Annotated in this window: 11 protein-coding genes; 3 read left to right on the forward strand and 8 right to left on the reverse strand. The window is 47.8% G+C overall.

The features are described 5' to 3' along the window. Positions 1–6 precede the first annotated feature (6 nt). Positions 7–2,187 carry a primosomal protein N' gene (locus tag V7723_RS01190; protein WP_335682583.1) on the reverse strand — a complete coding sequence of 727 codons (2,181 nt, stop codon included), beginning with the start codon at positions 2,185–2,187 and terminating at the stop codon, positions 7–9. A gap of 136 nt (positions 2,188–2,323) precedes the next feature. On the opposite strand from V7723_RS01190, the gene fsa reads away from it, so the two are divergent. From fsa to V7723_RS01205, 3 genes are read left to right on the forward strand one after another with little or no spacing between them, the layout of a single operon-like run. Next, complete coding sequence (gene fsa, locus V7723_RS01195) at positions 2,324–2,983, forward strand: fructose-6-phosphate aldolase (protein WP_335682584.1); 660 nt, start codon at positions 2,324–2,326, stop codon at positions 2,981–2,983. Positions 2,984–3,006: 23 nt separating this feature from the next. Beyond that, positions 3,007–3,732 carry a DUF484 family protein gene (locus V7723_RS01200; protein WP_335682585.1) on the forward strand — a complete coding sequence of 242 codons (726 nt, stop codon included), beginning with the start codon at positions 3,007–3,009 and terminating at the stop codon, positions 3,730–3,732. Positions 3,733–3,734: 2 nt separating this feature from the next. Then, a complete protein-coding gene (locus V7723_RS01205) occupies positions 3,735–4,652 on the forward strand; it encodes a tyrosine recombinase XerC (RefSeq protein WP_335682586.1) in 918 nt (305 codons plus the stop codon). Here V7723_RS01205 and V7723_RS01210 read toward each other — a convergent pair. From V7723_RS01210 to sucC, 7 genes are all read right to left on the reverse strand, one after another. Continuing rightward, the gene (locus V7723_RS01210; protein ID WP_335682587.1) at positions 4,649–5,836 is read right to left on the reverse strand and encodes an MFS transporter; all 1,188 of its coding nucleotides are present in this window, start codon (positions 5,834–5,836) and stop codon (positions 4,649–4,651) included. The two genes, V7723_RS01205 and V7723_RS01210, sit on opposite strands and share 4 nt — an antisense overlap. Before the next feature lie 15 nt (positions 5,837–5,851). Then, positions 5,852–6,451, reverse strand: coding sequence for a glutathione S-transferase family protein (locus V7723_RS01215; protein WP_335682588.1), 600 nt, complete (start codon positions 6,449–6,451; stop codon positions 5,852–5,854). A gap of 100 nt (positions 6,452–6,551) precedes the next feature. Beyond that, a complete protein-coding gene (lpdA, locus tag V7723_RS01220) occupies positions 6,552–7,955 on the reverse strand; it encodes a dihydrolipoyl dehydrogenase (protein ID WP_335682589.1) in 1,404 nt (467 codons plus the stop codon). A gap of 27 nt (positions 7,956–7,982) precedes the next feature. Then, positions 7,983–9,257, reverse strand: coding sequence for a 2-oxoglutarate dehydrogenase complex dihydrolipoyllysine-residue succinyltransferase (gene odhB, locus V7723_RS01225; protein ID WP_335682590.1), 1,275 nt, complete (start codon positions 9,255–9,257; stop codon positions 7,983–7,985). 9 nt (positions 9,258–9,266) lie between these two features. Further along, on the reverse strand, positions 9,267–12,155 hold the full coding sequence (locus V7723_RS01230; protein ID WP_335682591.1) for a 2-oxoglutarate dehydrogenase E1 component: 2,889 nt from the start codon (positions 12,153–12,155) through the stop codon (positions 9,267–9,269). A gap of 72 nt (positions 12,156–12,227) precedes the next feature. Next, positions 12,228–13,103, reverse strand: a complete 876-nt coding sequence (sucD, locus tag V7723_RS01235; RefSeq protein ID WP_335682592.1) for a succinate--CoA ligase subunit alpha — start codon at positions 13,101–13,103, stop codon at positions 12,228–12,230. Further along, the gene (gene sucC, locus V7723_RS01240; protein WP_335682593.1) at positions 13,103–14,272 is read right to left on the reverse strand and encodes an ADP-forming succinate--CoA ligase subunit beta; all 1,170 of its coding nucleotides are present in this window, start codon (positions 14,270–14,272) and stop codon (positions 13,103–13,105) included. Before sucC ends, sucD begins: the two co-directional genes overlap by 1 nt. Positions 14,273–14,386 lie beyond the last annotated feature (114 nt).

The following is a 14,386-nucleotide window of genomic DNA, read 5'->3' on the forward strand; positions in this document are numbered from 1 at the left end:
GATACATTACATGAAATTATAAGGATCAATATCTATTTGAAGCCTGATATTGCTTGGCACTTTCCGGCCCTTCAACCAATTTCCAATCAGCGCCTGAATATTCATTGCTTTATCGCATTTTACAAGGAATCGATAACGATGACGTCCCCTAATCATCGATAAGGGAGCGGGCGCTGGTCCCAAAATAATAAAGTTTTCTGCAATCGGGGCGGAGCGCGCCAATAAATTGGCGAATCCCGAAACTGATTCGGCATCAACACTTGAAAGAATCAAGGCGGCCAACCGACCAAAGGGCGGCATGCGAGCGTCTTGGCGTGCTGAGGTCTCGTAAGCAAAGAAGGCTTCTTCATCTTGATTGACAATGGCGTCAATTACTGGATGTTCCGGAATATGGGACTGCAAGACAACCTTTCCCTTAAGGGCTTCACGACCCGCTCGACCCGCCACTTGTGAAAGCAGTTGGTAGGTACGCTCAGCAGCGCGCAGGTCCCCGCCAGCCAACCCAAGATCCGCATCAATAATTCCGACTAACGTCAATTTCGGAAAATGGTACCCTTTCGCGACAATTTGCGTGCCAATAAGAAGATCAATCTCCCCTCGTTCCATCGCACCTACAAATTCCGCCGCCGCCCGCGGGCTTGTTATCGTGTCGCTAGCGATTGTTGCGATTTTTTTATCAGGAAAAAGCATTTCGGCTTCCTCAGCCAATCTCTCAATTCCGGGACCACATGCTTTAAAGCTCTCTTCCGCTTCACATTCAGGACATTGACGCGGTGTTTGCGCGGTATAGCCACAGTGATGACATTGTAATCTTTTTACTAATCGATGCTCAACAAGCCAGGCACTGCAATGAGGGCATTGCAAACGATGCCCGCAGGTATCGCAAAGCGTCAGCGGAGCATATCCCCGTCGGTTCAAAAAGAGCATTGCTTGCTGCCCGGAATCTAGAGTCGTTTCCACGGCTTCTCTTAGCGGTTCCGAGATCCAACGCTGTGATCCGGGGCTATGTTGCTTTAAATCAACTATGTGAACGTCAGGTAAAGTGGCTCCGCCAAAGCGAGACGGCAATTTCAAATAAGTATAACGATCTGATTGTGCGTTTATCAGGCTTTCAAGTGACGGCGTCGCTGAGGCAAGTACAACGGGGAAATTTCCAATTTTCCCGCGGACAACAGCCATATCCCGGGCATTGTAAGAAACGCCCTCATCTTGCTTAAAAGACGCTTCATGTTCCTCATCCACTACGATAACACCAAGATTGGGAAAAGGCAGAAATAGGGCAGACCGGGCACCGACGACTACATCTGCACGTCCCTCAATCACGGCACGCCAGTTACGTCGGCGTTCCGCCTGACTAAGATCAGAGTGCCATTCAACCGGTTTTGTGCCGAAGCGATCCTCAAAACGCGACAACCATTGCGACGACAATGCAATTTCTGGCAAAAGTACCAGCGCTTGACGGCTTTGTTTGAGGCATTCGGCAATCATTTCAAAATAGACTTCTGTTTTCCCAGATCCAGTGACGCCGTGAAGGAGAGAAACATCAAAGGAGTTTTGCTCTACCATCCGGACGAGATGCTTTGCAGCGGCGTCTTGATCCATCGATAATCTAGATCCCGGCCGCTGCCAATCAGGCCGCATAACAGGCTTTTCCGAGGGCAAATGCACCCGTTCCAACACAGCTTGCGCTGCCAGTCCCTTAACGACCGAACTGCTGACTGCTGCAAGGTTGCTGAGATCTGCGGCTGTAAATGCCGGACCCTCTGCCGCAATTTCCAAAACCCGTTTACGAGCTGGGGTTAATTTATCCGGTTGGTGCCCCGTAAAACGATATCCCGTACGGGGCGGCTTTGGGTAAAGTGCATCGGGAACACTCATGGCCATTCTCAATACTCGGCCGCGCCGTTGCATGGTATATTTTGCAACCCAATCTACAAATGTACGGCTATCTTCAGGAAGAATTGGCGATGGTAAAATATCCAAAATGTCTTTCATACGTGCTTCGGGGAAATCGGAGTTCAGGGCTTCTTCCCAGACCACGCCCGTAATTTCCCGGCGGCCCAGGGGCACCGTCACAAATTGTCCAAGGACAATCCCCAGATCCTCAGGTGCCCGATAATCATAGACATCTCCTATAGCGAGAGGCAGAAGTACGCGGACGCGTCGATGTTTGTTTGTGCTGCTCATATCTATGCGATAGACTATTATTACACGAGGAACCAGTCGTTATTCGTTAAGGTCGATTGTTCTTTCCGATCAAAAGAATTATAGAGAGTGAACACCCAGTTCCAAGCACCCAGAATTACAGGATTTGAGATATACAATGAAATTTTTTGTTGATACAGCCGATACGGAAGAAATTAGAGAATTATCAGACACTGGCCTCTTGGACGGCGTAACAACAAATCCTTCTTTGATAGCTAAATCCGGACGGGATTTCTTTGAAGTGATTAAAGAAATTTGCAGCCTGACGGACGGCCCGGTAAGCGCAGAAGTCGCCGCAACCGATTATGAAACTATGCTTGAAGAGGGAAAACGGCTAGCTGGCCTGGCAGAAAATGTTGCCGTTAAGGTACCGCTGACGATGGCAGGGCTAAAAACCTGTTCGCAACTCAGCAAAGCAGGAACACAAGTAAACGTCACACTTTGTTTTTCTGCGCCGCAAGCCATATTGGCCGCGAAGGCTGGCGCAGCATTCATTTCACCATTTGTTGGCCGATTAGATGATATCGGGCAGGTTGGAATGGATCTTATCGGTGACATTGTCCAGATCTATGAAAATTATCCAAAAATGGAAACCGAAGTTCTTGTTGCGTCAATTCGCAACCCAACGCACATTGTTGATGCAGCTCTTATGGGCGCGGATGTTTGTACCATTCCACCCTCTGTTCTCAAGCAACTAGTCTCCCACCCTTTAACCGACAAAGGACTAGCCGCGTTTCTCGCGGATTGGGAAAAAACCGGTCAAAAGATTTTGGATTAATAGCCAAATAGTGAGATGAAATAGTGAGTAAAAAATCAGACACCAAAACCGAAAATCCGCAATCTCGAATTGAAGACCTAAGCGAGGAGGATGTTCGAAACTGGCTGACTTCCCACCCTGATTTTTTGTCGAACAATGCAAGCTTGCTGGCGACCTCGCTTCCCTCTGGCAGGATTACAGGCGATGGCGTCATAGATATGCAGTCTGTGCTGGTGAACCGGCTGCAGAAAGAAGTTGCAGATTTATCTGCTGTTCAGAATGAATTTGTAAAAGCGTCGCGCTTAAACTCTCATACTCAAGATATGGTACATGCGTCCGTTATGGCTATGTTATCTGCAACGAGCCTCAATCATTTCGTTCATATCCTAACGCAAGATCTTCCCGAGCTTTTGGAAATCGACGTCATTACATTATGTATTGAAGATGGACCCATTTCTTTGCCGGAAATGACTGGCTTGCAGCGATTGAAAGAAGGCAGTATTGAAAGAGCGAATTGGCGTGAGCGCGATATAATTCTACGGGCTGCTGCCCCAAAGTCCAAAGCAATCTTTGGCCCCGCCAAAGATTTGGTTCAATCAGACGCGCTTATAAGACTTAATGTACCGTCACTTCATGCCAATGCCATGATAGCCTTTGGCAGTCGTGAATCAGATCATTTTCAAGAAGACCAAGGCACAGAGTTACTGACTTTTCTTGGCATTACTATGCAATCTTGCCTCCAGATGTGGTTGGAACAAAAATCGGATTAGCCATGCAGGGCCTTCCACTACTAAGCGACGCGTTCGAAAACTGGATTGATTGGCTTCGGCACGAAAAAAAAGTAAGCCCCCACACGTTGGAAGCCTATGAACGGGATGTCCGTGATTTCCTAAGTTTTATTAGAGGCCATATCGCAAAGGAGCCGGATTTGCCGAGCCTTGAAGCTTTGCGTGCAGCCGATTTCAGAGCGTATCTCGCCTATCGGCGGTCAGAAGGATTGGCGGCAACTTCTTTGCGTCGTGTCTTGTCCTCGATAAGAAGTTTTTACAAAAGGCAAGAGCGGGACAAATATATTCATAATCCCTACCTTAAGACAATCCGAACACCCAAAGCCGGCGTAAAGCTTCCACGTCCACTTTCGGTTGTCGACACACGAGATCTTCTCGATAGTATAACAGATACAAAAGAGCCTTACTGGATACAAAACCGCGATGCAGCAGTACTGACACTTTTATATGGATGTGGGCTTCGCATTGGTGAAGCCTTATCTCTAAATTACGATGATCTTCCCGTTTCGGATACTTTGACACTTATCGGAAAGGGGAATAAGGAACGAATTGTGCCCGTTCTCCCGGCTGTTCGAGAAGCGTTAAATTCGTATATTGATCAATGCCCATATCCCTTGAAAAGCAGAGGACCTCTCTTTGTAGGACGCCGCGGCAAACGGCTTAGCGCTCGTGTCATACAACTCAAAATGCAGGCGTTGCGGCGCAATCTAAATTTACCTGAAACCGCAACGCCTCACGCACTTCGACATAGTTTCGCAACCCATTTACTCGAAGGTGGTGGGGATTTGCGGTCCATACAAGAACTGTTAGGGCACGCATCTCTTTCATCTACGCAACGATATACCGATCTTGATATGGAAAAACTTTTGGCGGTCTACGACAAAGCACATCCGAAGGCTTAGTCTCTGGTCAGCCGAAGGAAAAACGGGCCCAGAAGAGTCACGGCTCCTACAGATGCGAACATTAAACCCCAACCTAACGTTTCAGTCGGTCCGCCAGCACTATCTAAAACCATGCCGGCGACTACTGGGCCCAGCATACCGCCTGTGAAACCGAGGAAACTATGGACCGCCATGGTTGCACCCCTTAAATCCAGCGGAGAACTTCCGACGGCACCAGCGGTCAACGATGATGAATCCGCGGTAATTGTAATGCCGTAAAGAGAGGCAACAGCAACAACGAAGGCAAACGGCATTTCCGCCGTGAAGCCGATGACACAAGAAACAATAAACGAAAGGATCATAATAATCGTAATAGATCGCCGACGGCCAATTTTCAGTGACAGTTCATTTCCCAGAACACTGGACGGCAGACCAAGAAAAACGGCAAAAGCTGTAATCGCAGAAACGTCCATCCAAGCGGGCGCATCGGTCAAGGTATGTGAATAGGCTAGAAACGCGAGTATAAACGATCGCATAGCAACCAGCTCCCAAGTATGAACGACATACCCAAGGATATATCCCATTGTGAACCTATTTCGAACAACAGGTGCATAATTCATAATTTGCGACCAAGGACGCTTTGTCGCGGACTTTAATGGTTTAGTACAAAATAAAATGATCGCGATACCAAGGGGCGGGCCAATAATAATAGCAGCCAGAGAGGTCTTCCAATCCATCCATAAAAATATTTGACCAACGGCAAGAAAAGAGACGGCAGATCCACAAGAAAAGCACGCCGTGTAAAAAGCGATGGAACGCGATTGATCGCCCTGCGGCAATCGGTCAGTCAGGAGTTTCAAGCCAGGCATATAAGTACAACCCAATCCGGCGCCCGAGATAAACCGCCAGGGCAGAGAGCTCCAGAAATCCTCAGCATGAAAAGCGAAACCATAAGTACCAATCCCCGCGAGCACGCACCCAGCAAGAAATACGTTTCTTGCATCGACCCGATCCGTAAACGAGGTGGAAAGCGGACCAACCAACATAAAACCAAAAAAGAACATACCGTTTATCCAACCAGCATCGGTCCCTGTTAAGGACCAATGCTCAAAGAAAAACGGTGTAAGCGCTGGAAACGACGCAAACGACGACATGGCCAGAATTTCGGCAATACAAATCGCGATGGTAAGTCGAACGGCAGTCAAGGTCTCCGCCCTTCTTTATTCTGGAGACGTACTCGCGATTGACGGACGTGATGCCACAGTTTCATACCAAGCCGCCAATTTGGGCCGATCATCCCGCCATTTTTCATCCGAAAAACGAAAGTCGTGATAACCCAGTGCGCTGGCAACGGCAATTGTCCCAATATTTAACGGTCCATTGTAGCTTTCTGCTTGCGTTTCCATAACATCCAAACAGGTTTCCATGGCTAGCTTAAGTCTCGCATTCCAGCTCGGAGAGCCTTCACCATCAGGCATGATACTGTCTACACGGCGATGATATGCAGCATCTGTCATACCATCGGCCATGGCATGCAATGTCAAAACTCTTGTGCGTTCAGCTCCTGCTTCGGGAAATAGCGACGGGCCGCTGCCAATATTGTCGAGATATTCACAAATCACATAAGAATCGAAAAGAACGTCGCCGGAATCCAACGTCAGACTTGGAACTTTCCCTAAAGGATTTGATGGATTATTCCCCTTAAACATGTCGCTGTGGTCGGAATCCTCGAGAACAATCCGATCCCGCAGGTTATGTTCGATAGCTGTAATCATAACACGGCGAACAAAAGGCGAGAGGGGGCTATAACAGAGCTTCATAACGTCTCCTTTGGGAAAAGCCGTCGGCTTGAGCCGACAAAAAATAAGGGCTGCCCCGAAAAAGGCAGCCCTGCATTGTGATAACTTTATGTCGTAACCGTCAACTGTTTAATGTACGACCAGCAACCGCTAGGGCTGCTTCTTTTACAGCTTCATTCAAAGTTGGATGCGCATGGCAGGTCCGCGCAATGTCTTCTGCTGATGCCCCAAATTCCATCGCCAGCACACATTCGTGAATTATTGTACCAGCATCCGGTCCAATTATATGAACACCCAATACCTTATCGGATTTTTTATCAGCAAGAATTTTGACGAAACCATCTGTGAACCCGTTCGCGCGTGCGCGACTGTTTGCCATAAATGGTGATTTGCCAACATTATATTCAACGCCTGTTTCCTTTAATTGCTCTTCTGTTTGACCAACCGTCGCAACTTCGGGCCATGTGTAAATGACCCCAGGAATTATATTATAATCAATATGTGGCATTTGGCCGGAAAGCTTTTCGACACACACAACCCCTTCATCTTCAGCTTTATGGGCTAGCATCGGGCCCTCAATCACGTCGCCAATAGCATAAACGCCATCAACACTTGATTTAAAGTTTTCATCAACGACTATTCGGCCCTGCTTGTCTTGGTCTACACCGATATCTTCCAAACCAAGTCCATCTGTATAGGGACGGCGCCCAATGGCTAAAAGAACCACATCCGCTTTTAAACTTTCTTCTTCACCGCCTTTGGCAGGCTCCACAGTAATTGTTACTGCCGACTTCGTTTTCTTTGCGCCGGTCACTTTTTTACCGAGCATGAATTTAATGCCCTGCTTCTTCATGATCCGTTGAGTGGTTTTTGCAACCTCGTTATCCGTGCCCGGTAAAATACGGTCAAGGAATTCTACAACCGTTACCTCTGCACCGAGACGACGCCATACCGTCCCCAACTCTAAGCCGATGACGCCCGCACCGATGACGATCATTTTTTTAGGTACTTTTGGCAACTCAAGCGCTCCTGTTGAGGAAACGATCTGCTTCTCGTCTATCTCCACATTCGGCAGCGGCGTCACTTCTGAGCCTGTAGCAATCAGGATATTTTTTGCTTTCAAGATTTGAGGGTTTTCACCGGTGACTTCAACACGCCCACCGCCCTGCAGAACACCGGCACCTTTAACGTAGGTAACTTTGTTTTTCTTGAACAGAAACTCGATTCCCTGTGTAAGGCTTTCGACAGTAGCATCCTTCTGCCCCAGCATCTTCTTCAAATTCAGCTTTACGGTTCCCGTCGATATGCCACGAGATTCAAAACTATGTTGTGCTTCTTCGAAAAGCTCTGAAGATTGCAATAAGGCCTTTGACGGGATACATCCGACATTCAGACAGGTACCGCCCAAGGCGCCGCGTTTCTCCACGCAAGCAGTTTTCATGCCCAATTGAGCTGCTCGAATTGCAGCCGTATATCCACCGGGGCCGCCGCCGACAATGATCAGGTCGAAAATATCGTCGCTCATGTTATTCCTCTTTCAGAACGCTAGAGACTAGAGATCAAGCAGTAAGCGCTGCGGATCTTCGAGGGCTTCTTTGACACGTACGAGAAACGTAACCGCTTCCTTACCATCGATGATACGGTGATCATAGGTAAGTGCCAGATACATCATTGGACGAATTTCAATTTCACCATTTACGACCATCGGTCGCTCTTGAATTTTATGCATGCCCAAAACAGCGGCTTGCGGCGGATTCAATATTGGCGACGACATCAACGACCCATAAACACCACCATTAGTGATAGTGAAAGTACCACCTTGTAGATCAGCCATACTCAATTTGCCATCTCGGGCTTTTTTACCAAGTTCGCCAATGCCTTTTTCAACTTCCGCAAAACTCAATTGATCGGCATCTCGCAAGACGGGAACAACAAGACCTGTTGGTGTGCCTACAGCAATACCCATATTGTAGTAGTTTTTATAAATCAGATCATCGCCATCAATTTCCGCATTCACTGCTGGCAGTTCCTTCAAGCCTGCGATACAAGCTTTTGTGAAAAACGACATAAAGCCGAGCTTCACACCGTGTTTTTTCAGAAAAAGCTCTTTGTATTCTGTTCTGAGATCAAGCATACCGCCCATGTCAACTTCGTTATAAGTCGTCAACATTGCAGCCGTGTTTTGTGCTTCCTTAAGCCGGCTTGCGATGCTTTTGCGCAATCTCGTCATTTTCACGCGCTCTTCGCGCGCTTCTTCGCTACGCGGTCCCGACGGAGCAGTAGGAGTTGCAGCCGCGGCAGGTACTGACGTCACCGGTGCGGATACTGCTCTCGGAGAGCTGCCACCATTCTCCATGGCCTCAAGAACGTCACCTTTTGTAATACGGCCATCTTTGCCGGTACCAGTGATGGACGCAGGGTTCAATCCATTTTCATCGATTAATTTCTGAGCGGCAGGTAATGCCTCTGCCGCGTTCTTCGGCGCGGCAACAGCTGCTGGTGCTGGAGACGCGGGCGCCGGTGCAGCAGCTTTGGTAGGTGCAGGGTCACTTTTAGCAATTTCTGCCGGAGCAGAAGCTTTTCCTGCGCCACCTGCAAGAAGTTGACCAAGGAGGGCACCGACTTCAACATCTTCACCTTCGGCAACAACGATTTCTTCCAATCGACCAGATTCAGTTGCATTTACCTCAAGGGTAACTTTATCCGTTTCCAGTTCAACAATTGGCTCGTCCTTTACGACAGCATCGCCAACTTTTTTAAACCATTGACCAACTGTAGCTTCAGTTACAGATTCCCCAAGAACAGGGACACGAATTTCGATCGTCATTTTGACTTCCTATTCTGATGCAACGCCTAATGCGTCGTCGACCAATGCTTTTTGCTGTAGATTATGTTTCTTCAAAAGACCCGTTGCTGTCGACGCTGATGCCGCACGGCCCGCATATCGCGGACGGGTTACTTTTTTCATTTTTAGATTTTCAAAAACCTGCTCAAGATGGGGCTCAGCAAACGCCCAAGCACCCATGTTTTTGGGCTCTTCCTGACACCATACAACTTCTTCCACGTGTTTGAAGTTCTTCATCTCCGCCTCAAGCGCTTGATATGGAAACGGATAAAGCTGTTCTAACCTTAGGAAATACGTTTCTTTGGTTCCCAGCTCTTCTCTTCGGGCATGCAAGTCATAGTAAACTTTGCCCGAGCAAAGAACGATACGCTTCACGTCTTTATCAGCACAAAGTTTTTCATTGTCATATAACACTCGATGAAATGCAGAACCGGGGCCCATATCATCAAATGTCGATACCGCTTGCTTATGGCGTAGCAACGATTTCGGTGTCATCACCACTAGTGGTTTTCTGAATTTACGATGTATTTGGCGTCGCAACGCATGAAAGTAATTTGCGGGCGTTGTACAATTAATTACCTGCCAGTTGTCTTCTGCTGACATCTGTAGATATCTTTCCAGGCGAGCCGATGAATGTTCCGGTCCCTGCCCTTCATAGCCATGCGGCAGTAGCATTACCAATCCGCTCATCCGCAGCCATTTGGACTCGCCGCTGGAAATAAACTGATCGATGATGACTTGTGCACCATTGGCGAAATCACCGAATTGCGCCTCCCACAAAACCAAAGCGTTAGGCTCTGCCAGTGTATAACCATACTCATATCCGAGCACGGCAGCTTCAGAAAGCAAACTATCTATAACTTCATAATGGGCTTGCTCGCCTTCAAGATTATTCAGAGGAACGTAACGTCCCTCCGTAACCTGATCGACAATCACTGAATGACGCTGAGAGAAAGTTCCGCGACCGCAGTCCTGGCCTGAAAGCCTTACCGGGACATTCTCTTTCAACAGAGAGCCGAAAGCCAAGGCTTCAGCGGTTGCCCAGTCAATATTGGCGCCGGTATCGATCATTTTTTTCTTCGACTTCAGCACTCTTTGCAATGTGCGATGAACGTTGTAGTCCTCTGGGACTTCGGTCAATTTATGGCCAATGGCCTTAAGTTCATCGACATCAATAGCCGTCGTTCCACGTCGCGCACCTTCATCAGCCCGCTCAAATCCCTGCCAGCGGCCTTCAAACCAATCTGCCTTATTAGGCTTGAAGCTAGTTGCCGTTTCAAATTGCTTTTCAAGATAATCCTTGAATTCAGCGATAATGGATTCAACATCTTTTTCAGTAATTACGCCTTCAGCAATTAACTTCTTTGCATAAATTTGCATTGTAGTTGGGTGCTGCGCAATAGTCCGATACATGAGCGGTTGCGTGAAAGCTGGCTCATCGCCCTCATTATGACCGTGACGACGATAACAGAACATATCGATAATGACATCGATCTGGAACAGCTGACGAAACTCCGTTGCAATTTTCGCCACATGGCAAACTGCTTCAGGATCATCGCCATTAACATGAAAAATCGGCGCCTGAACCATTTTACCCACGTCTGAAGGATACGGGCTAGAGCGAGAATATTTTGGGCTGGTGGTAAAGCCGATCTGGTTATTGACAACAAAATGAATAGTCCCCGAAGTACGGTAGCCTTTCAATTCAGAAAGACCAAAACACTCCGCAACTATGCCCTGCCCGGCAAAGGCAGCATCGCCATGCAACAACAAAGGCATAACCTGGCCACCGACATCTTCGCCTATCTGGGACTGTTTGGCGCGTGCCTTACCCAAAACGACAGGATTAACCGCTTCCAAATGCGACGGGTTCGCTGTGAGCGACAGATGGACATTGTTCCCATCAAATTCACGATCTGACGATGTGCCAAGATGATACTTAACATCGCCTGATCCTTCGACGTCTTCAGGATTCGCCGGACTTCCCTGAAATTCAGAAAAAACAGCTCGGAATGGTTTGGCCATCACATTCGTTAGTATGTTTAAGCGGCCACGATGTGGCATGCCAAGAATAATTTCCTGTACGCCTAACTGACCGCCCCGCTTAATGATACCTTCCATAGCCGGAACCAATGACTCTGCGCCATCAAGGCCAAATCGCTTGGTTCCTGTATATTTGACGTTGAGGAAATGTTCAAAGCCTTCAGTTTCGATCAATTTTCGCAATATTGCGATTTTGCCTTCATCCGTAAAGGATATTTCTTTGTGTCGTCCTTCAATTCGTTCCTGTATCCAGGCCTTCTGATCGGGTTCCTGAATGTGCATAAACTCAACACCGATAGTCGAACAATATGTTCGCTTCACGATTGCTAGGATTTCTCGAATAGTTCCGGTTTCCAACCCCAACACATTATCGAGGAAGATTTTTCGGTCCCAATCAGATTCCGCAAAACCATACGTCGTCGGATTGAGTTCAGGATGTTCTTTAGGAATTTCCAAACCAAGCGGATCAAGGTTTGCTTTTAAATGTCCTCTTACCCGATAGGAGCGGATCAGCATCAATGCCCGGATCGTATCAATCGCTGCAGCACGAACGTCTTGTTGTTCCGCACCGGATTCGACTGCAATTTCCGTTGCGCGATTTGCAGCACTACCAAGTATTTCATACTCGTCTTCAAGATCGAAACCATTTGACGGGGTCCACGGAGCACCGCGGCTTTCTGCCAAAACTGTTTCGGCATCATCCCCCAAGGACTGGAAATATTGTTGCCAGCTTCCATCGACAGAAGTCGGATCGTCTAAGTAGCGGGCATAAAGGTCTTCTATGAATCCTGCGTTAGAACCAAAGAGGAATGAAGAGTTGTCCAGTTGTTGAGCCATTTCCGGTCAATCGGCGGGGTCTCCCCCGCCTCCCTAAGTACTTGTATAAAAATTAAGGTTAATTATGGAGCCTTAGCCTTTCAAAACTCTTACCAACGTAGAACCAAGTGCCGACGGGCTGTCAGATACTGTAATGCCCGCACTTCGCATCGCGTCCATTTTATCTTCAGCGCCACCTTTTCCGCCGGAAATAATGGCACCTGCATGTCCCATTCGGCGTCCCGGAGGCGCTGTAACACCAGCAATAAATCCAACAACCGGTTTCTTGATTTTCGATAATTTTAAAAACTCTGCGGCTTCTTCTTCCGCAGAACCACCAATTTCACCGATCATAATGATCGATTCTGTCTCGTCGTCACCGAGGAATAAATCAAGGCAATCAATAAAGTTTGTCCCGTTGACCGGGTCTCCACCGATGCCAATGCAGGTTGTCTGACCGAGACCCGCAGCTGTTGTTTGTGCCACTGCTTCATATGTCAACGTACCGGAACGAGAAACGATACCAACAGTGCCGCGACGATGAATATGGCCCGGCATAATACCGATTTTGCATTCGTCCGGTGTGATAACGCCCGGGCAATTGGGGCCTATCAATCGCGTTTTGCTGTCCTTGAGTGCACGCTTTACCCGAACCATATCAAGAACAGGAATACCTTCAGTAATGCACACCACGAGCTCAATACCTGCATCTACAGCTTCGAGGATGGCATCTGCAGCAAATGGCGGCGGGACATAAATGACACTTGCATTTGCGCCGGTCATTTGAGCGGCTTCGTCAACCGTATTGAAAATCGGAAGATCAAGATGGCTTTCACCGCCTTTACCCGGCGTTACGCCGCCGACCATCTTAGTTCCATAGGCAATTGCTTGCTCAGAATGGAATGTTCCTTGCGAACCTGTAAAACCCTGACAGATAACTTTTGTGTCTCTATTAACGAGAACGGCCATTACGCGGCCTCCTTCACTGCTTTAACTATTTTCACCGCTGCATCACCAAGATCGTCTGCAGAAAGGATTGGAAGGCCGGATTCGGCCAAAATTTTCTTGCCAAGATCAACATTTGTTCCTTCTAGGCGCACGACCAGTGGAACACTCAAAGCGACTTCTCTTGCGGCAACAACAACACCTTCGGCAATCACATCACAACGCATGATACCGCCAAAAATATTAACGAGAATTCCTTCGACATTGTCGTCTTTAAGAATGATCTTGAAGGCCTCGGTAACTTTTTCTTTTGTTGCTCCGCCCCCGACATCTAGGAAGTTGGCAGGAGAACCACCATTCAGCTGAATGATATCCATAGTTGCCATGGCGAGACCAGCGCCGTTGACCATGCAGCCAATATTTCCATCTAGCTTAATATAGTTGAGATCATATTGAGCAGCTTCGAGTTCTGCCGGGTCTTCTTCGTCGGGATCCCGTAACTCCGCAATATCTTTATGACGGAACAACGCATTGTCATCAAAATTCATTTTGGCATCAAGTGCGATAACCTCGCCGCTGCCTGTAATCACGAGCGGATTAATTTCAACCAAGCTCGCATCTGTATCGATAATGGATTTATACAAAGCCGTGATGAATTTAACGGCTGCGCCGACTTGTTTGCCCTCTAGTCCGAGGCCGAAGGCAATTTTACGAGCATGAAAAGGCATTATGCCTGTGGCAGGATCAATGCTGACCATATGGATTTTCTCAGGCGTTGCAGCAGCAACTTCTTCTATTTCCATTCCGCCTTCTGTAGACGCCATAAAAGTAACGCAGTCGTTCGCCCGATCTATGATCGCACCCAAATAAAGTTCCCGCGCAATATCACACCCATCTTCGACATAAACCCGTTTAACTTCTTTGCCTTCAGGGCCGGTTTGGTGTGTCACCAGCTGCATGCCAATCATGGCTTTTGCCGTTTCAGATACTTCTTCAATTGATTTGACAACTTTAACACCGCCACCCAAGCCGCGGCCGCCAGCGTGAATTTGTGATTTCACCACCCAAACTGGACCGCCAAGTTCTTGCGCTACTGTTTTGGCTTCTTCTGCAGTATATGCGACGCCGCCTTTTGGCACGGTCACACCATATTTTGCAAGCAGGCTCTTGGCCTGATATTCATGAATGTTCATTGTATTCCGCTGTTCACTCTATTGTGGCTGACGCCCTGTCGACCCATTAATTATATAAGTTATTTCGACTTAAGTTATAGCACCGTAAAAAAGGGGCACAACCGGTTATTGTTG

Source organism: Sneathiella sp., assembly GCF_036960985.1.
Classification (GTDB): Bacteria; Pseudomonadota; Alphaproteobacteria; order Sneathiellales; family Sneathiellaceae; genus Sneathiella.